This window comes from Vulcanimicrobium alpinum, from assembly GCF_027923555.1.
GTDB classification, from domain to species: domain Bacteria; phylum Vulcanimicrobiota; class Vulcanimicrobiia; order Vulcanimicrobiales; family Vulcanimicrobiaceae; genus Vulcanimicrobium; species Vulcanimicrobium alpinum.
The window spans coordinates 412,004-431,117 of record NZ_AP025523.1 but is presented as its reverse complement, the minus strand read 5'-3'; the positions used below and the strand labels follow the sequence as shown (position 1 = coordinate 431,117).

Here is a 19,114-nt window from a genome sequence, read left to right as displayed (position 1 = left end):
TCGGAGGCGCCGCGCGGCGGACGGACGCTAGCGGCGGAGCGGGGGAGCCCGACCCGGCGGTCGACTGAGCGGAGCGAATGCGGCACTCGGCGGAACGACCCGCAGCCGCGGCACGTGGAGCACGGCCCGCGGACTCCGGCGAGCGGCCGCCGCCGCGAATGCGCGGGCGAGCGGCGCCGCAGCCGTCAAGGCGGCGATCAGCGTCGAGAGGACGGCGGCGGCGGCGGCGATCAGGGCTGCATGCAGCAGCACCGGACACACCGCGCCCGGGCCCGCGACCGCGGTCGCCGCGTGGATCATCGCGGGCATCCCGTCCATGCGCATCGTCGCGGCTGCCGGTGCGGGCGCGTGGCAGAGCACCACGCCTGCTCGAGCAAGGAGCAGCAGCACCGCGGCGACCAAGGCGGCGGCCGCGGCGATCGAGGCCGACGCCGCAGCGCCTACGCAAATCCTCTGCCCCATCTTCGCTTGATAACGTACACCATCCGGGCTCGGATGGCGAGCCCGCGGCGGGTGGGCCGGGCGCGCGGGTCGTAGTGGTGGCGTCGCGTGACCGAAACGATGATCAGCGCAATGCTGCGCGAGACGATGCCCGACGCCGAGGTGCAGGTGTACGGCCTGGGCGGCACCACCGACCATCTCGAGGTGTTCGTACGCTCGAAGGCATTCGTCGGCGTCTCGCCGCTCGACCGGCACCGCATGGTCGAGAAAGCGCTTGCGCCGGGCCGCGCCGACGGCCGCATCCACGCTCTTCAGATTCGCACCGCAACCCCCGAGGACACCCATGGCTGACCTGCACGACGAGATCAAGCGCGAGATCGCCGACCACACGATTCTCGTCTACGGCAAAGGAACCAAAGACGCGCCGCGCTGCGGCTTCACGCTCGAGACGATTCAGTTTTTCAACAGCTTCGGCTACCCGTTCGAGGTGATCGACGTCCTCGAGAACATGCCCAAGCGCCTGGCGCTCTCGGAGCTCACCGATTGGCAGACGCTGCCGAAGGTGTTCATCGACGGGCAGTTCTACGGCGACACCGACATCCTCGGGCCGATGGCGCAGAGCGGCGAGCTCGCGAAGCTGCTCGAGACCACGTTCAAAGACAAAGGCGTCACGCCGACGATCCAGCTCCGCTGACGGCGCGCGTGCTCGAACTGTTCGACTCCGGGAGCGAAGCCGCATGGCTTCGCTCCTTTCGTTTCGCGCAAGAGGTGCGCCCGCGATTCTGCGAGATCGACGGCCTCGGGCACGTCAGCAACGTGATCTATCCGGTCTACTGGGAACTCGGGCGCTTGCGCTACTTCGGCGCGATCGGCGAGGCGGACGATGCCCCCCGGCGCGCGTTCGCGTTCAACCACATGGCGGTAGAGATCGCATTCCGCATGCTGCGCCCGTCGTTCTACGAGGAAGAATTGCTGGTGCACACGCGCACCGTCGCGGTGGGACGCAGCAGCGCGACGATGGAACACGCACTCACCGCCACGGAGAGCGACGAGATACGCGCGATCGCGCGCATCGCGATCGTCGCGAGCGACGGCGAACGCGCGATCCCCTGGACACCCGGCCAGCGCACCCGCCTCGAAGCCTTCGAAGGCCGCACGCTCTCACGCTGAACGTGCCCCCGAAAAGTGGACAGTTAGTGTTTAAGCTGCCGCCGGATCCCGCCCGATCGAGGCCGGGGTCTGGTGGCCTATCGCGCTGTGCAACCGGTGGCGGTTGTGCCAGACGGCGATGAACTCGAAGATAGCGGCCCGTGCCGCGTCCCGAGTCTTGAACCGGCGAACGCCATCGAGCTCCGTCTTGAGAGTCGAAAAGAAACTCTCCGGCGACGGCGTTGTCCCAGCAGTTTCCCTTGCCGCTCATACCCTGCACGATGCCGTGCGAGTGAAGCAGCTCTCGAAAGCGCGATGATGCATATTGCACGCCGCGGTCTGAGTGGAACACGAGGCCGGCTTTGGGACGTCGACGAGCTATCGCCATTTGCAGCGCATCCATGATAATGACCGTGTCGAGTGTCGGATGCATTGACCAACCGACGATCTCGCGCGAGTCGCGATCGCCAGATAGAGAAAACCTTCGCCGGTCGGCACATACGTGATGTCGCTGATCCAAGTCCGATCAATCTGGTTGTGTTCAGGCGCGAAACGTCGACTAACCAGATTGGGTGCGACCGGAAACGTATGGCCGGAATCTGTGGTGACGACTTTGAAACGGCGGCCTTTCTTTGCCCGTACGCCATTCTGACGCATCAGCCTGGCGATCAGCTTACGGCTGTGCTGAGCGCCCTCACGCAAAAGCTGTATGCGAATTCGCGGGCTGCCGTACGTCCCTCGGCTGCTTGTGAACGCCTTTGATCCTGGTCAGCAACTCGCGATGAACCACGACTCGCCTGCTTGTCGGCCGGCTGCGCCACGCATAGTAGCCGGCTCTCGAAACGTCCAGTACGTCGCACATTCGAAAGATCGGCCAGTGTTGCGCGTTTCCCGAATGAACGCGTACCACACTTGCTTTCTTTCGCGAAGTACGCCGTCGCTTTTTTTTAAAATATCGCGCTCTTCCGTAACGCGCGCCAACTCTTTGCGTAAGCGGCGCACCTCGTCCTCAAGCGGACCCGTCGAGGCCGCCTGCGCGACATCGCCGGAGCGCTTTTGCTGCTGTCGCACCCAGGTATGAAGTGATCCGGAATCGAGGTCAAGATCGCGGGCAACTTGCCGCACGCTCTTGCCTCCCTGCGTGACCATCCTAATCGCGTCAGCCTTGAACGACTCGGTATACGTTCGGCGACCCTTGACTCCCATCGGACAACCCTTCTCTCAGCCCCCGATTGGAGGCCTTGGATGTGTCCACTTTTGGGGGTCAGGTTCACGTGACATGTCGCTCAGCCGCCGAAGTTTTTCGTGATCGAGATGCGCACGTTGCGCGGGCCGATCACGTTTTGGTTCGTCAGGCCGAGTTTGCCGTTGACGAGCGGGACCGCGGTGCCGGCGAACGGCGTGATGTACGCGTTCGGATAGGCGTTGAAGAGGTTGTCGACGTTGAACCCCAGCGACGTCTGCGCGGAGAGGCCGCCGAGCGGGAGGCGCAGGTTGGCGTTCGCGACCCAGAACGGCGGGACGTTGAGCGAGTTGTTCTTCCCGTAGAACTGCTCGCCGAACGAGAGATACCCGCCGTTCGGCGTCCGGTAGTGCCCTTCCGCATAGCCTTGCGCGTACGGCTCGGCGTGGTTCGAGACGGAGTTGAAGCTGCCCGGCGATCCGCCCGTCCCGCTGTTCTGGAAGTTGACGCCGGAGATGATCGCGAGGTTCGTCGCGACGTTGCAGCTCAGGTTCGTCGCGTAGAAGCACGGCGGCAGATCGTATGGATACGCCCGCAGCAGCGCGCCCTGCGCTTTGAACCCGAACCCAACCGCCGGATCGCGCGTGACCGCGAGCTCGAGCCCTTCGTAGCGCGCGTGGCCGATGTTGTGGACCTGCGAACTGTAGAGCGGCGAGAACCCGTTCGGGCACTGGCCCGATGCGGCGAAGGCGGCGAAGCTGGTGCCGTCGGTGCAGCCGTTGGAGAACAGCGACGTGATGAACTGATTCTGCAGCGTCGTGCGGTACACGTCGCTCGTGAGGATCGTCTGTCCGTCGAACAGCCGGATGTCGGTCCCCAGATCGTAACCGAACGACGTCTCGGGCCGCAGATCCTGACTCGCCGCGGTGTTGGTGTAGTACGTCTTGTCCGCGGAGAGCACCGGCGATGTGGCGGTACGGTTGAGCAGATTCAGGTAGGGCGGCGCGATCGCCGAGCCCGCCGACGCGCGAACGATCGCGTTCGGGTTGAGGCGGTACGTCAGCGCCAGGCGCCCGTCGAAGTGGCTGTAGTTCGACGCGGTGAAGGTCAGGAACGGGTTGAACACCGTCTGTCCGCTCGACAGCCGCACTGCGGAGTTCGTCGAGTAGACCTGTTGATAGAGGTTGTCGTACGCGGACGCGAGCACGTTGAGGCGATCGGTCGCATTGTAGTTCACGCGCAGCAGGATCGTCCTGAACGTCTGGTTGGCGCCGTCCGGAACTCCGGGGACGGTCGGCGCGCCGCGATAGTCGTACGCGTACGTCCGCGACTTCGTCTGGTCATACGAGAGGGACACGAGGTTACCAGTTTCGCCGAACGGGTGATCGTACTCGAACGAGAACCCGTGCAGTTTGTCTTCTTCCGCCGCGCGGAAGTACTGCGGGCTGAGGTAGTACGTGAACGGGTTCGCGGCGCTCCCGCACGCCGCGCCGGCGCCGTTGAGCGTTCCTGCGCCGATGAAGCCGGTCTGTGCGTTGCCGCAAACGCCGCCGCTGTTTGTGAATCCGACGATCGCGTTCTGATCGTTGAACGCCGTGCTCACCGGCGTCACGGTGTACGGACCCCCGGCCGGCCCGCACTTCCCGCCGCTCAGTACGCTGCCCGGCGGGCAGAGGCTCACGGTCCCCGACAGGTTCAGATTCTGCGTGAACGTGTCGGTCGGATTCTGCAGCGCGTTGTACTGCAGGCGGTTGATCGACGCCGCGTAGTAGCGCGCCAGAATGTTGTCGTTGCGGAGCGCGGTACGGATCTCGGCCTGGAAGATCGGCTCGTTGTTGATCTCGTACTCGTTGGGCGGGAAGAAGACGCTCTGCCACGTGTTGACCGGCTGACCGGTCGGGATGCCGCCCGAATACGCGGCGCCCGGCGTGAAGAGCGAGCCGAACTGGTACAGATGGTTGCCATTCTGGTCGGTGTACGTCTGCGAGCCCAGGTAGCTCGCCGTAAACGCCGTCGTCTGCGAGGCGTTGTAGCGCAGCTTCACGAGCTCGGTCTTGTTGGTGTACGTCTGCGAGACCGGGAGACAGCACGCCACGAGCGACGTCGAGTAGTACAGCGGGTTGTTCTGTATTCCGTTGTTCGCGGCGCCCGGCGGCGGGTTCGTCGTGAAGCCCGACTGCTGCTGGCCGTTGATCGAATTCCCGCTCGAGAGCGTAACGTAGCCGGGCTGGTTGTTCACCGGCCCCGGCGTTCCGTTCAGCGCGTAGTCGAGCGCCCATCCGAGCTTGCCGCTCGTCGTCGTTCCGGTGTAGCGGAAGTTCGAGAACGTGCCGCCGAACGAGTCGATCCCGAACTTCACCTGGCCGGCGGGCTTGCGCGTCGGTTCCAGCGTGCGGAAATTAATCGTCCCGCCGATGGCGTAGTTCACCTCGGGTGAGTTCGCGCCGGGTCCTTTGACGATCTCGGAGTTGGCGAGCACGTCGGAGTTGAGGAACGTCGTCACGTAATCCCCGAAGTTACCGACCGCGAGCGGGTGGCCGTCGATGAGCGATGCCGTTTCGAAGCCGAGGCCGCCGCGAATCGACGGGAACGTGATCGCGCCCGGAGAGGCGTTGGTGGCGTTCGTCCCGGGGTGATCGATCACGATGCCGGGCGTCTGATCGAGCACGCGCTGCACCTGCAGTTGGCCCTGATCGATGTAGGTCTGGGCGCTGACGTTCTGCACCGACGCTGGGGTCGAGTTGAATGTCGAGCGGCGGTTCACCGAGACGCGGCCGATGGTCTGCAGCGACGAGAGGGTCGCGGCGTTGAGCCGCACGCTCAGCGTGTTGGGCTGGCCGGCGACGATCGCGAAATCGCTCTCGGACGCGGCCGTATACCCGGGATGCGAGGCGGTGACCGTGTAGATACCCGGCGCCGGATTGGGCACGGAGAACGCGCCGCGCGCATCGGTCGTCGCCGCGTACGTCCGTGCGCCGCGGAAGATGACGGTCGCGCCCGCGAGCGGACTGCCTGCGCTGTCGGCCACCGTGCCCGTGACTTGGGCCGCGGCGGCAGGGGCGTTCTGAGCGACGATCGGGGCGGTCTGCGCGAGTGCCGCTGCCGTGCTGAGAGGTCCAACGGCGAGCGCAAACAGACCCATGAAGCTCAGGACGCGAGGCGGGATGTGCACGTGAGCTCCTTCGACTCGTCAGAAGCCGTCGCACCGCAGGGATGCGACGAACGAGGCCCGCGACCAAGGCGGCGCGGGTGCTGAAAGTACCAACCGAATATTAGCACGAGATTATGCGATTACGTCCGAACGTCCCAAGGAAAAGTCGATAACGCTCGCTTAAGGCGACCACCGTAGGCTAGCGTCGGCCCGATGGGCCGATCATCCTTGAAAGGGAACCCCGTGCACAGACCCTACCGTGCGGCGGCGGCTTTCGCGTTTGCACTCCTCAGCCTCGTCGGACCCGTGAGTGCGGCGACGAGTTCGGATGTGATCGCTCAGGCCTCGACCGCCCAAGGAACCATCTCCGGCCGCGTCCTCGATCAGCGCGGCAACCCGCTCGCGGGTGCGACCGTCGTCGCGACCGGGCCGGCGGGAAATCGCACCGCGACAAGCGACGGCAGCGGCAACTTCAGTATCCCCGCGGCTCCCGGGGTGTACACGCTGCTGGTAAGTCACGCCGGCTATAATCAGTCGCAGAGCGATCCGATCCCGGTCGTCGCCGGATCGGGCGTCAAAGTGAGCATCACGCTCAGCGAGACGAACCTCCAGTCGCTGCGCGTCATCGGGCGGACGTCGACGACGGCGGCGGGACGCAACGCGTTCAACATTTCCGAATCGCCGGTCAACGTTCTGCCGCCGGCACTGATCTCGCTGCGCGAGAACAACAACCTCACCGACACGGTCGCGACGCTGCCGGGCGTCGTCGTCCAGCGCACGTTCTCGGCGACCCCGAACACGAACTTCGTCGTCCGCGGGGCGGGGCTGCAAACGCGCGTGACGCTGGACGGCCATCCGATCAGCTCCGGGATCGCCGGCCAGTGGAACACAAACTACGCCGTCGCCAGCATCTTCCAGGACGTCGAAGTCGCGAAAGGCGCCGGACTCAACGGTTCGATCGCCGGTGAATCCGCGATCGGCACGGTCAACGTGCGTACGCGCGACTTCACCCGCAGCAACACCGCCGGTTTGGAGATCGGCGCCGACAGCTATTCCGGCGGCTTTTACAACGCCTTCGCCGACGTCAACTTCCTCAAGGACAACCGCGCGAGCCTTATCGCTCAGAAGGCCTTCGTCGGTTTCAACGGTCCCTGGGACAATAACATCAAAGACCGCGCCGGGATCACCAACACGTCGTCGCTCGCCACCGCGACGAATCAGGTCCCTAGCTTCATCGGCCTCGATCAGTGGACCGGCGACTTCTCGAACCGCTACTCGCTGCAGGGCGAGCTTGCGAAGCTGCGCTACCGCTTCAGCGAATCGTCGTCGATCACGCTGGAGTATCTCGGCCTCCAGGGCCAATATCAGCCGCAGGGCGGTTCGTACGCGTCGTACCTGGGCTCGATGACGCTGCAGGCGTGTCAGAACGGCGCGGCGTTCCAGCCGACGCTGGCGACCTGCACGTCGCAGTCCACCTACACGGCGCCGTATACGTTCGGAAACATCGGCAATGCGGTGGATGCATACACGTGGTTTCCGAACTCGTTCATCCAGAACAACGAACCGACGTTCGCCGCCGAACTGCGCACGACGTTCAAGAACGACACCATCCTCTTTCGTCCGTACACGCACCTGATCAACCGTTACATCAGCGGCGTGGCTGAGAACCATTACCCCGGCAACGGCGGTGCCTGGTACGCGGTGACCAGCTCGGCGAATTGCCAGCCGCTGTTTCTGGCACCCGGCACGAAAGGCGGCCCCGCGACAGGCGCCGCCGGCCCATGCTTCCCGGCGAACTTGAGCCCCACGTCGCCCGCCTACATCGGGACCGCCGGCCCGTCGGTCGTCTTCCCGACCACGAACGCCGCGCCCGTCTGTTCCGCGGCTCCGCCGTTCACGTGCTACACGACGCGCACCGGTTTCCAAAACGACGGCACCGTCGGGTATTCGTCGCCGTTCTCGCAGCCGGAGCTCGACCGCCTCAACGGTTACACGTTCAGCTACATCCACCCGATGGGCAACAACGTCGTCAACTTCAGCTACGACTACCGCAAGGATCTCTCGCAGTCGCAGAGCAGCGACACCAGCGCCGCCGCCCCCGGCTGCTCCTTCGTGATCGGTTCGGCAACGGCGGGCAACGCGTTCATCAAAAACGGACCGCTGGCAGGGACGTCATACCAGCCCTCGTGCCCGCTCGGCAACTTCGCCGGTCCCTACGCGTCGTACGACTTCCTGCCGCGCTCGTCGATCGGCACGCCGCCGACGGTTTCGCAGTACGGCGACTTCGCGCTGACGGGCTCGTTCCAGGTGACGCCGCGGTTGCGCGTCGCGCTCGGAAACTACTTCGAAGTCTACAAGCTCAACGCGCAAATCGAAGATCCGAACGTACTCGCGGCGTATGCGGCGCTCGGAAACTCGGCCGCGGCTCCCGTCGCGCTCGTTCCGCGCGGGCAGACGTACAACCATTACGATCCGCACCTCGGATTCCAGTATCGCGCGACGCGCGATCTGAGCATCCGCGGCACAGCAGGATCGTCGATCACGCAGCCGTATCCGGCGCTCGTCTCGGGCTTCGGCTCGATCACGATCCCCAACGCCGCGCAGCCGAATTACGTGAACACGATTCCCAACTTCAACCTCAAGCCGGAGACGACGGTCGCATACGATCTCGGCTTCGACCAGCGACTCGCCGACGGCGGCGTGCTGTCGATGGACCTCTACGACAACACGGTTCACGACGTATTCCTCTCGAACACGACGAACCTCGGGACGATCGCCGGTATCTGCGGACCCGGCAGCGGCAACACGTCGTTCCCCAACGCCCTGTGCCTTCAGAGCAACCAAATCAACGGCCCGCTGCAGCGCACGTACGGCGTCGAACTTTCGCTGACGAAGAATCCCGTCAACGGCTTCGGGTATTTCGTCTCTGCGACGCTGAACCGCAGTTACCTCGACCAGTTGCCGCTGAGCATCTACCTCTCGAACACGTCGGCGACCAACGGCAACTTCAACGTCAGCGGCGCGCAGCTGTTCGGGAATCCGTTCTTCAAGGCGTACGGATCGATCAGCTACGGCGACGCGCGCGGCGACGCGTTTTCGCTCGGCGCCGATTATGAAGGTCCCAACAACTACACGTTCGGACCGGCGTACACCATTTGGGACGCGGCCGGACAGATCCCGATCGCCAAGCGCGCGCGGATCAAAGTCTCGGTGCAGAACCTGTTCAATCTCAACACCGGGACGGCGCTGGGGCGCAGCCTCAGCAACCAGGGGAACATCGAGCCGACGCTGTGGTACAACGCCGCGACCGGCCGGCTGCTGCCCGGGAACAGCACGTTTTATAACGTGAACGGCACGACCAACATCAACGCCCTGCCCCCGCGGACGGTGCGCATGTCGTTGAACTTCGCGCTCTAGCCTGCGGGCTGCGGGCCCGAATCGTGAAGAGCCCGTCGCGCACCGCGGCGGGCTCTTCGCTTCTCCGGATCGAAGCCGGCGGGCGTGCCGCGACACTGGCTCTTCAAAACCGAACCGGAGACGTTCTCGATCGACGATCTCGCGCGCGACGGAACGACGGAATGGTCGGGCGTGCGCAACTTCCAGGCGCGCAATCTGATGCGCGAGATGAAGCTCGGCGATCTGGGGTTCTTTTATCATTCGAGCATCTCGCCGCCCGGCGTGGTGGGGATCTGCAAGGTCGTCGCCGAGGCGCATCCCGACTCGTCGCAGTTCGTGAAGAAGGGCGAGTACTGGGATCCCTCGTCGAGCCGCGCGAACCCGAAGTGGTGGTGCGTCGATGTGGGATTCGTGGAGAAATTTCCGCGGATGATCGCGATCGAGGAACTGCGCGCGATTCCGGATCTCGCGTACATGCCGCTGCTGCGTCGCGGGCAGCGGCTCTCCGTACAGCCGGTCAGCGATCAGGAATGGGCGTTGATCGTGCGTTTGGGGCGCGAAGCGTGACTAGACGGCTTGGTAGCGTTTGAGGAAGATCTGCTGGGTGTCGATGCGCGGCTCACCAGGAAGCACGCCGCGGCGCTCGTAGCTGCCGTCGGGGAGCAGGGTTCGCGCCTTAACGTTGTCGGCGAGATACACGTCGAGGATGTCGTCAACGATCATGTCGCCCAGCATCGCGTCGAACACCGGGACCACGGTTTCGACGCGGCGGTCGAGATTGCGGCCCATCCAGTCGGCGCTGCCGACGTAGATCTCCCGTTGGCCGCCGTTGGAGAATACGAACACGCGTGAGTGCTCGAGAAATCGTCCGACGATGCTCCGCACGCGGATCGTCTCGCTGACGCCCGGGATCCCGGGACGCAGCACGCACATTCCGCGCACGACCAGGTCGATCGGGACGCCGGCGCGCGACGCGCGATAGAGCGCCTGCACGATGCCGGCATCGCTGATCGCGTTGAGCTTAGCGATGATTCCGCTGGGGCGTCCGGCGAGCGCGTGCTCCGTCTCACGCGCGATGAGCTCTTCGAAGCCGGTCCGCAGGCCGGTCGGCGCGACCATCAGTTGTTCGTAGCTGTCGGCTTTCGAGAAGCCGGTGAGCGCGTTGAAGAGCTGGGTCGCGTCGGCGCCGAGATCGGCGCGGCACGTGAAGAGCGAAAGATCGGTGTAGACGCGCGCGGTCTTGTCGTTGTAGTTGCCGGTCCCGAAGTGCATGTAGCGGCGGATCCCGTCGGGCTCGTCGCGCACCACCAGCGTCACCTTCGCGTGCGTCTTGAGCCCTGGCAGACCGTAGACGACGTGCACCCCGACGCGCTCCAAGGTGCGCGCCCAGTGGATGTTGTTTTCTTCGTCGAAGCGCGCCTTGAGTTCGATCAGCGCCGCAACCTGCTTGCCGTTCTCGGCCGCGTCGAGCAGCGCCGCGACCACGGGCGAGTTGCCGGAGGTGCGGTACAGCGTCTGTTTGATCGCTAGCACGCTCGGGTCGCTCGCCGCCTGCTGGACGAACTGCACGACCGGATCGAACGATTCGTACGGATGGTGCAGGAGCAGATCGCCTTCGCGAATCGCGGCGAAGATGTCCGTCTGACCGATCAGCCGCTTCGGGATCGCCGGCGTGAACTGCGGATCTTTGAGCGCGGGCTCGTCGATCGCGTAGAGCGTCCACAAATCGGCGGTCCCCATCATCCCGTCGACTTCGTAGCAGTCATTGCGGTCGAGTTCGAGCGCTTCGAGCAGTTTGGCGCGCAGGCTCTCGGGCATCTCGGGCTCGACTTCGAGCCGAACCGGTTCGCCGAAACGCCGCTTGCGGAGTTCCGACTCGATCGCGCGCAGCAGATCGTCGGCCTCGTCCTCCTGCAGGTCGAGGTCGGCATCGCGCGTCACCCGGAACGCGTGCGACGCGGTGACGCGCAGGCCCGGGAAAAGTGCCTCGAGGTTGTGCCCGATGATGTCCTCGAGCAGCACGAACCAGCGCTGTCCCGGCGGCGCGGAGTCGACGGGGACGAAGCGCGGCAGCGAGCCCGGCACCTTGACGCGCGCGACGTAGTGCACCGGTCCGTCCGCCGTCGTTTCGGAGAGTTCGACCGCCAGCGAGATCGAGAGGTTGGAGATGTACGGGAACGGATGGCCCTTGTCGATCGCCAGCGGCGTGAGCACGGGGAAGACCCGCTCGTCGTAGTACCGGCGCATCGCGCGCTTCGTCTCGGAGTCGAGCTGCTCGTAGCGCAGGATCCGGATCCCGTGGCGTTCGAGTGCGGGAAAGAGCTGATTCTGCAGACAGTCGGTCATCCGTGCGAGCGAACGGCGCAGCCGCTCGCTCACGAGCGCGAGCTGTTCTTCGGGAAGCCGGCCGTCGTCGGAGCGCTTGTGCACCTCCGCCGCCATCTGCTGCATCAGACCCGCGATGCGGATCATAAAGAACTCGTCGAGGTTGGTACCGTAGATCGCGATGAACTTCAACCGCTCGAGGAGCGGGTTGCGCTCGTCGAGCGCCTCTTCGAGGACGCGATCGTTGAATTCGAGCCACGACGTCTCGCGGTTGATGTAGAGCGCGGGGTCGTCCAGCGCGAGCGGCGCAGGCGCGGTCGGCGACGGGCGGAGGTCGGAGCCGACTTGCGAACCGGTGATCATGGCCACTGCCGGGTTCGTCGCGTGATCGCCGACCTCTTCGCGCACATCGGCTCCCACCTGGCCCTCGCGGTCTCCGCGCTCGCTCTCGCACTCGCCGTCGGCATCCCGTTCGCGGGGCTCACCGCGGATCGTCCGCTCCCGCGCTCGGTCCTGCTCGCCCTCGCCGGCGGACTCCGCGTCGTCCCTTCGCTGGCGATCCTGGCGCTCGCGATCCCGCTGCTCGGACTCGGCTTCGCCCCCGCGCTGCTCGCGCTCGTCGTCCTTGCGCTGCCGCCGATCCTCGTCAACACCGACGTCGCGCTGCGCGCGGTCCCCGCGGCGACGCTCGACGCGGCCCGTGCAGCGGGGATGACCGAGCGCCAAATCGGGGTACGGGTGCGGTGGCCGCTCGCGCTTCCGGTCGTCGCCGTCGGCGTCCGCACCGCGACGGTCGAAGTGATCGCCTCGGCGACGCTCGCCGCGTTCATCGGCGGCGGCGGCCTGGGCGATTACATCGTCGGCGGGCTCCAAACTGCGAACGTTCAGGAACTGCTGCTGGGCGCCGTCACCGTCGCGGTGCTCGCCCTCGCCGCAGACGCCGCTGTCGGCGCCGCGCAGCGCCGTCTCGAAGTCTAGGAGAACATGGATCTGTCACGCGCCCGCGCGCTCGGGCTCCTCGCCGCCGCACCGCTCGCCGTCTCGTGCGGTCCGCGCGACACGGTGCGCGCCGGTTCGAAGAACTTCACCGAAGAGCTCATCCTCGGCGAACTCTACGCGCAGGCCGCCGAGCATGCGGGATTCGCGGTGACGCGCCGCCTCAACTTGGGGACCACCGACATCGCGATGGCGGCACTGCACCGCAACGAGCTGGACTTCTATCCGGAATACACCGGCACGGCGCTGCTCAACGTCCTGCATCTCCCGCCGGAGAGCGATCCGAAGCGCGCCTACACGACGGTGAAGAACGCGTTCGAGAAGCAGTACGGTCTGGTCTGGCTCGACCAGTCGCCGATGAACGACACGCAGGCGTTGGCGACGACGCAGTCGGTCGCCGGGAGGTTCTCGCTCGAAAAGCTCAGCGACCTCGCGGCGAAGGCCGGCGAATTGCGGCTGGGCTGCGTCCCCGAGTTTCTCTCGCGCGCCGACGGTCTGCCGGGCTTGCAGAAACGCTACGGCGGCTTTCGCTTCAAGGCGACGAAGATCGTCGACAACGGGCTGAAGTATCAGGCGCTGGAGCACGGCGACGTCGACGTCGTCATCGCGTTCTCGACCGAAGGCCAACTCAAAGCCGAGCATCTCATCGTCCTCGAAGACGACAAGCATCTCTTCCCGGCGTATCACGTCGCGCCGGTCGTACGGCGCGAGATCCTCGCCGCGAAGCCGCAACTCGCGACCGTCCTGAACAAGGTCACCGCTTTGTTGAACGACGACGACATGCAGAACATGAACCTGGACGTGGACGGTTCGGCGAAGCGCGAACCGGCGGACGTCGCCCGTGATTTCCTCAAAGCCCACGGACTCGCGTAGCACCGGCGCCGCCGTCGCCTTCCGCGGCGTCAGCGTCGCGTATCCGGGCGCCGCGGCGCCGGCGGTGCGCGATGTCGACCTCGCGATCGGCGGCGGGACGTTCGCGGTGCTGCTCGGCCCGTCGGGCTGCGGAAAGAGCACGCTGGTGCGCACGATCAACCGGCTCGTCGAGCCGACGTCGGGCACCGTGCTGATCGACGGCGCCGACGCGCGCGAGCGCGACGCGACCGATCTGCGGCGCGGGATCGGCTACGTCATCCAAGCGGTCGGGCTGTTCCCGCACTACACCGTCGCGCAGAACGTCGGCGTCGTCCCGTCGCTGCTGGGCTGGGATCGCGCGCGTATCGCCCGCCGCGTCGACGAGCTGCTCGCGCTCGTGCGTCTCGAGCCCGCGCGTTACCGCGATCGCAAGCCGCGCGAACTCTCCGGCGGCGAAGCGCAGCGCGTCGGCGTCGCGCGCGCGCTCGCCGCGGAGCCGCGCGTCCTGCTGATGGACGAACCGTTCGCCGCCGTCGACGCGATCGTCCGCGCCTCACTGCAGGACGAGATCGCGCGCGTCCACCGCGAACTGCGCACGACGATCGTCTTCGTCACCCACGACGTCGACGAAGCGCTGCGGCTCGCCGACCGCGTCGTCGTCATGAACGCCGGACGCGTCGTGCAGACGGCCGCGCCCGACGACCTGCTGCGCGCACCCGCCGACGACTTCGTGCGCGATCTCGTCGGGGTCGACGCACAGACGCGCCGGCTGGCGTCGGAACGCCCGCTGATCGAGCGATGACCTACCTCGTCGCACACGGCGACCGCGTCGCGCTGCTGCTGGGCCAGCACCTCGCGCTGGTCGCTGCGTCGCTGGCGATCGCGCTCGTCATCGCGATCCCGCTCGGCGTCGCCGCCGCGCGCCGGCCGCCGCTGCGCGCGTTCGTCCTCGGAATCACCGGCGCACTCTACACGATCCCGAGCCTCGCCCTGCTGGCGCTGCTGGTCTACGTGCTCGGCTTGGGTTCGGCGACCGCGATCGCGGCGCTGGTCATCTACGCGCAGATGGTGCTCATACGCGGCGTCGTCGCGGGCCTCGAAAGCGTCGATCCGGCGCTCGTCGACGCCGCGCGCGGACTCGGGCTGACCGCGCGCCAAACGCTGCTGCAGGTGGAAGTTCCGGCCGCGCTGCCGGTCGTGCTCGGCGGCGTGCGGGTGGCGACGGTCTCGCTGGTCGCGCTCGCGACGATCGCGGCATGGACCAACGCGGGCGGCTTAGGGATGCTCCTCTTCGAGGGCATCTCGACGAACAACCCGCAGAAGATCGTCGCCGGCGCACTCGCCTCGGCAGCGCTCGCGATCGGCGCGGATCTCGCGCTGCGCGCCGTCGAGCGCTCCGCGCAGCGATGAACGAATCCGGCAGCCTCCCGCTGTTCGGGTACGGGACGTTTCGCGACGAGCAGTGGCGCGCGCGCATCCTGGGCGCGTCGTACGCGTGGGAAGACGCGGTGCTGGCGGGCTATCGGCGCGTCGTCATCACCGCCTCCGGCTATCTGAGCATCGAGCCAAGCGCGTTCGATCGTGTCGAGGGCGTACTGATCTCACTCGACGGCGCCGGCTGGGCCGTCGCCGACGCGTGGGAAGACGTCCCGAACTACCACCGCGTGCGCGTCGACGTGCAGACCGCGCGCGGCCTCGTCGCCGCCTGCACCTATGTCTACGCGGCGAGTACGCACGTCGAGCCGGTCGCCGGCTTGGCGCTGCTCGCCGCGCTCGCGAACGAGGAAGTCGAACGCGCAATCGGTGCGTTCGCGCCCGTCCGCGACCGGCTGCGCCGCGGGCGCTCAGGCGACGGCAAAGAGTGAGAGCGCGTAGCGTCCCGCCGCGTCGGTGTAGGACGCCGTCTCGGTGAAGCCGCAGCGCGTCGCGAGCATCGCGATCTCGTCGCGCGTGAACTTGTATGATGACTCGGTGTGGATCGTGTCGCCCGCCGCGAAGTCGACCGTGAGACCGGAGGCCGGGATCCGCACCTGCTGATCGCGCTCGCTCACCAGGAACGAATCGACCGCGCCGTGCCGCTCGTTCCATCTCGCGCGGAAGCGGAACGCGTTCAACTCGAAGCCGGCGCCGAGCTCGCGATTCATCCGCGCCAGCAGATTCTTATTGAACGCCGCCGTCACGCCGGTCGGATCGTCGTACGCGAGTTCGAGGATCGTCGGGTCCTTCTTCAAATCGTAGCCGATGAGCACGCCGTCGCCGGGACGCAGCGCGCGCGCAAGGAACGTCAGCAGTTCGCGGGCGTCCTGCGGTTCGAAGTTGCCGATGTTGGAGCCGAGGAAGAGCGCGAGGACGCGATCGTGGGTCACCAGCCGCTTCTCGCGCAGCAGCGGGAAGTAGTCGCTGGCGTACGCGACGACGCGCAGCCGTTCGTACGCGGCGGTGAGCGCGAGCGACGATTCGGTGACGGCGTCGGCCGAGATGTCGATCGGATGATACGTCAGCCGCGGCTGGCGCTCGAGGATCGCGTCGATCAGGATGCGGGTCTTGAGCGCGCTACCGCTGCCGAGCTCGACGAGTTCGAGGGGCCCCGCGAACCGGCCCGCGATCTCGCGCCCGTACGTCGCGAGCAGATCGCGCTCGACGCGCGTCAGGTAGTATTCCGGCAGCCGCGTGATCGCTTCGAAGATCGCAGACCCGAGATCGTCGTAGAAATACTTGGGCGAGAGCGCGAACGGTCGCGCACCGAGGCCTGTCCGCACGTCCTCGGCGAACGTCGCCACCCGCGCGGGGTGCGGATCGCGATGGAGCGCGAAGCGGTCGGCGAATGTCCCCGGCGTCGTCCAAGCCATGTCTATGTTCGAACCCCCGCGTTCCAGACGAGTTTGCAGTACTTCAGGAGGCAGCGTGATCTCTCAATCGCTCGAAATCGACGTCGCCGGCTCCCCGATGCCGGCCTACCTAGCGCGGCCCGATGACCCCGCGCCGCGGCCGGCCGTCATCGTACTGCAGGAGATCTTCGGCGTGAATACCGAGGTCAAGCGGATCACCGACCTCGTCGCCGGCGCCGGTTACGTGGGTTTGGCCATCAACTACTATCACCGCACGCACCCCTACCTCAACGAACCCTATACCCCCGAGGGGCTGCAAACAGGCTTCAAGGCGGCGGGAGCCGTCACCAAAGCCACGCTGCGCGCGGACGTAGCGGCTGCCGTAGACTGGCTCAATTCCCAGGACTTCGTCGAATTCAACCATATCGCGACCTGGGGATTCTGTTTCGGCGGGACGACCGCGTTCGTCACCGCGACCCTCCCCGGACTCTCGGCGGCGGTGGCATTCTACGGCGGCAATATCGCCGTGCCGCTTCCCGGCGGCGAGCCGGCCCCGATCGGCGACGCGGCCGAGATCCGGGCGCCGTTGCTGCTGGTCTTCGGTGGCAAAGACGACTACATCACCGCCGACCACATCGAACAGATCCGCGCGGCGCTGACCGCGGCGCACAAGCACTTCGAGATCCAGGTCTACCCGGATCAAGGGCACGCGTTCTTCCGCGACAGCGGCGCGCAGCTCGATCCGTCGAATCGCGCCGACGCGACGACGCCCCGCGACGTCGCCGACGCCTGGGATCGTGTCCAGGCATTTCTCGGGGAGCACCTCCGATGATCACCGAGGAGATCACGATCGACGCCCCGTCGGGTGCGATGAACGCGCATCTCGCGCGCACCGAAGACAACCGGCGCCGCCCGGCGGTGATCGTCCTCGAGGGGATCTACGGCTTCGACGACGAGATCAAGCGCATCACGAACCAAGCGGCCGCGGCGGGCTACGCGGCGATCGCGATCGACTATCTGCGCGGGCGCGACGCAAAGACCGTCTTCAACGCGCAGGACGTCTGCGCCGACGTCGCCGCGACGCGCGACTGGCTCGACGACCAGAGCTTCGTGCAGCACGGAAAGATCGCGACCTGGGGTTTCGGCTACGGCGGCACGGCGGCGTTTCTCGCCTCGACGCTCCCGGGACTCGCCGCCTCGATCGCGTTCTACGAGCAGAGCATCGCGCGCCCGATCCCCGGTACCAGCGCCACCGCGCTCGACGAGGCGGGCGCGGCGGTGCGCACGCCGCTGCTCCTGGTCTTCGGCGGCCACGACGAGCAGATCGGTCCCGACGAGATCGCGACGATCCGCAAACGGCTCAGTGAGAACAACAAGACGTTCGAGATCCAGGAATACGCCGACGTCGGACACTCGTTCTTCCGGGAAGACCTCGGCACGATCGCGACGCGTCAGATCGCCGATGCGTGGGATCGCGTGCAGTCGTTCCTGCGGCGCTCGTTCGCGTAACGCGGGCGTTCAGCGCCCGACGATCCGCGACCAGCGCAGACGCACCAGCCTGATGTAGAGCCGCGTCTCGTCGTACGGGGGAACGCCGCCGTAGTGCGCGACGACGCCCGGACCCGCGTCGTACGCGGCCAGCGCGAGCGCGTACGGATCCTCGCGGCCGCCGCGGTACTGGGCGACGTAGCCGCCGAGCAGTCTCGCCGCGCCGTCGATCGCGGAGAGCGGATCCCACGGCTCGACGCCGTAGTCGTCGGCCGTCGCGATCGTGAACTGGGCGAGCCCGATCGCCCCCGCCGGGGAGATCGCGCGCGGATCGAACGCCGACTCCTGCAGCAGCGTCGCGGCCAGAAAATTCGGCGAGATCCCGTTGCGCGCCGCGGCGTCGATCGTCCGCGTTGCGAGCAGCAGAGCATCGATCTCCCCGATCCGGGGATTGGCGCGCAGGATCTCGCGCGCAACCTTCACGTTCTGCGGCGCCTTGGGACCTGCGTCCATCAGCAAGCGCAGACCTCGCATAACGGGGACCGGCGGGGGTATATGCCACGATAGAGCGGCATCTTGAACTCCGTCGATCCGCACCGGAGCTACGGTCCAAGCGACCGCCACGATGGCAGCGGCAAGAGGGTTTCCAGGAATCGGGACCAATCCGCCGTTAGCCCTCTCCACTTAACAAGGATCAGCGTGAACACGACCGTGCTGGGCTCGCCGGTGTTCTCCGCGATTGCAGCAATGCTCACCGTTTTGCTCGTCGGAGATTTCGCCTCGACCTTCTTCTATCACGTTCCGCAGCATGCGTGGGGGAAACTCCACCTCCGGACGCACCACGATCGCCGTCGTTCGTATTGGGATCATGCGGTGCTCAGCCGCGATCCGCAGGTCCTCCTCGACGGTCTGCTCGGCGCGCTGCCGTACATCGTGCTTGCGATCGTTTGCGCGCGCATCTCGGTCGCCGGCGCGATCCTCGGGCTCGCCCTCGGTCAGACGCACGTGTGGTGGCGGCATACCTGCGAGCTCGGGTGGCAAACGCCGGCTTGGTTCGTTCGGATCGCACGCGCGACCGGCCTGGTGCTGCCGGAAGACCACAACGGTCACCACGTCAACCCGGAGATCGAGTTCGGCGACATCTTCCGTTTCTACGACGCGCCCGCGCGCGCCACGCTCGGCGTCCTGCGCAGTTGGACGCGGACGATGAAACGCCGCAAACCCGTCTCGGTACGACGAGCCGTGAGCGCGAAGCGGCGCACGGTTGCGCGACGAACCGTCGCGAAGCAAACGAGTTGAGGCGGA

Annotated in this window: 18 protein-coding genes and 1 pseudogene; 13 read left to right on the top strand and 6 right to left on the bottom strand. The window is 66.4% G+C overall.

Translation table 11 applies throughout. The features are described 5' to 3' along the window. Positions 1–27: 27 nt before the first annotated feature. Positions 28–462: a hypothetical protein gene (locus WPS_RS02135; RefSeq protein ID WP_317996218.1), complete on the bottom strand. Its 435-nt coding sequence runs from the start codon at positions 460–462 to the stop codon at positions 28–30. An 87-nt stretch (positions 463–549) separates the two neighbouring features. Here WPS_RS02135 and WPS_RS02130 point away from each other — a divergent pair, with 87 nt between their 5' ends. From WPS_RS02130 to WPS_RS02120, 3 genes are read left to right on the top strand one after another with little or no spacing between them, the layout of a single operon-like run. Beyond that, on the top strand, positions 550–792 hold the full coding sequence (locus WPS_RS02130) for a BolA/IbaG family iron-sulfur metabolism protein (RefSeq protein WP_317996217.1): 243 nt from the start codon (positions 550–552) through the stop codon (positions 790–792). Beyond that, the gene (locus tag WPS_RS02125) at positions 785–1,135 is read left to right on the top strand and encodes a glutaredoxin family protein (RefSeq protein WP_317996216.1); all 351 of its coding nucleotides are present in this window, start codon (positions 785–787) and stop codon (positions 1,133–1,135) included. Before WPS_RS02130 ends, WPS_RS02125 begins: the two co-directional genes overlap by 8 nt. 8 nt (positions 1,136–1,143) lie before the next feature. Then, positions 1,144–1,611 (top strand): acyl-CoA thioesterase, encoded by a 468-nt coding sequence (locus tag WPS_RS02120; protein WP_317996215.1) that lies wholly within the window; start codon positions 1,144–1,146, stop codon positions 1,609–1,611. A 30-nt stretch (positions 1,612–1,641) separates the two neighbouring features. Here WPS_RS02120 and WPS_RS18360 read toward each other — a convergent pair. Further along, a pseudogene (locus WPS_RS18360) lies at positions 1,642–2,796 on the bottom strand (IS3 family transposase). An 80-nt stretch (positions 2,797–2,876) separates the two neighbouring features. Next, on the bottom strand, positions 2,877–5,915 hold the full coding sequence (locus WPS_RS02110; RefSeq protein WP_317997590.1) for a TonB-dependent receptor domain-containing protein: 3,039 nt from the start codon (positions 5,913–5,915) through the stop codon (positions 2,877–2,879). A gap of 339 nt (positions 5,916–6,254) precedes the next feature. On the opposite strand from WPS_RS02110, the gene WPS_RS02105 reads away from it, so the two are divergent. Both WPS_RS02105 and WPS_RS02100 read left to right on the top strand, forming a co-directional pair. After that, a complete protein-coding gene (locus WPS_RS02105) occupies positions 6,255–9,341 on the top strand; it encodes a TonB-dependent receptor domain-containing protein (RefSeq protein ID WP_317996213.1) in 3,087 nt (1,028 codons plus the stop codon). Positions 9,342–9,425: 84 nt separating this feature from the next. Continuing rightward, positions 9,426–9,887: an EVE domain-containing protein gene (locus tag WPS_RS02100; protein ID WP_317996212.1), complete on the top strand. Its 462-nt coding sequence runs from the start codon at positions 9,426–9,428 to the stop codon at positions 9,885–9,887. On the opposite strand, the gene ppk1 is transcribed toward WPS_RS02100, so the two are convergent. Further along, positions 9,888–12,008: a polyphosphate kinase 1 gene (ppk1, locus tag WPS_RS02095; protein WP_317997589.1), complete on the bottom strand. Its 2,121-nt coding sequence runs from the start codon at positions 12,006–12,008 to the stop codon at positions 9,888–9,890. Positions 12,009–12,029: 21 nt separating this feature from the next. On the opposite strand from ppk1, the gene WPS_RS02090 reads away from it, so the two are divergent. From WPS_RS02090 to WPS_RS02070, 5 genes are read left to right on the top strand one after another with little or no spacing between them, the layout of a single operon-like run. Continuing rightward, positions 12,030–12,623, top strand: a complete 594-nt coding sequence (locus WPS_RS02090) for an ABC transporter permease (RefSeq protein ID WP_317996211.1) — start codon at positions 12,030–12,032, stop codon at positions 12,621–12,623. 6 nt (positions 12,624–12,629) lie between these two features. Beyond that, complete coding sequence (locus WPS_RS02085) at positions 12,630–13,514, top strand: glycine betaine ABC transporter substrate-binding protein (RefSeq protein ID WP_317996210.1); 885 nt, start codon at positions 12,630–12,632, stop codon at positions 13,512–13,514. Continuing rightward, entirely contained in the window at positions 13,483–14,295 is an 813-nt protein-coding gene (locus WPS_RS02080; protein WP_317996209.1) for an ABC transporter ATP-binding protein, read from the top strand. Before WPS_RS02085 ends, WPS_RS02080 begins: the two co-directional genes overlap by 32 nt. Beyond that, a complete protein-coding gene (locus WPS_RS02075; protein ID WP_317996208.1) occupies positions 14,292–14,903 on the top strand; it encodes an ABC transporter permease in 612 nt (203 codons plus the stop codon). Before WPS_RS02080 ends, WPS_RS02075 begins: the two co-directional genes overlap by 4 nt. Further along, positions 14,900–15,358 (top strand): gamma-glutamylcyclotransferase family protein, encoded by a 459-nt coding sequence (locus tag WPS_RS02070; protein WP_317996207.1) that lies wholly within the window; start codon positions 14,900–14,902, stop codon positions 15,356–15,358. Before WPS_RS02075 ends, WPS_RS02070 begins: the two co-directional genes overlap by 4 nt. Here WPS_RS02070 and egtD read toward each other — a convergent pair. Then, positions 15,338–16,342 (bottom strand): L-histidine N(alpha)-methyltransferase, encoded by a 1,005-nt coding sequence (gene egtD / locus WPS_RS02065; RefSeq protein WP_317996206.1) that lies wholly within the window; start codon positions 16,340–16,342, stop codon positions 15,338–15,340. The two genes, WPS_RS02070 and egtD, sit on opposite strands and share 21 nt — an antisense overlap. Before the next feature lie 55 nt (positions 16,343–16,397). Between egtD and WPS_RS02060 the strand changes: the two genes are divergently transcribed. Further along, the gene (locus WPS_RS02060; RefSeq protein WP_317996205.1) at positions 16,398–17,153 is read left to right on the top strand and encodes a dienelactone hydrolase family protein; all 756 of its coding nucleotides are present in this window, start codon (positions 16,398–16,400) and stop codon (positions 17,151–17,153) included. Next, complete coding sequence (locus WPS_RS02055; protein ID WP_317996204.1) at positions 17,150–17,830, top strand: dienelactone hydrolase family protein; 681 nt, start codon at positions 17,150–17,152, stop codon at positions 17,828–17,830. Before WPS_RS02060 ends, WPS_RS02055 begins: the two co-directional genes overlap by 4 nt. 9 nt (positions 17,831–17,839) lie before the next feature. On the opposite strand, the gene WPS_RS02050 is transcribed toward WPS_RS02055, so the two are convergent. Next, entirely contained in the window at positions 17,840–18,322 is a 483-nt protein-coding gene (locus WPS_RS02050; protein WP_317996203.1) for a lytic transglycosylase domain-containing protein, read from the bottom strand. A gap of 186 nt (positions 18,323–18,508) precedes the next feature. Between WPS_RS02050 and WPS_RS02045 the strand changes: the two genes are divergently transcribed. Beyond that, positions 18,509–19,108, top strand: coding sequence for a sterol desaturase family protein (locus WPS_RS02045; RefSeq protein ID WP_317996202.1), 600 nt, complete (start codon positions 18,509–18,511; stop codon positions 19,106–19,108). The last annotated feature ends 6 nt before the right edge of the window (positions 19,109–19,114 follow it).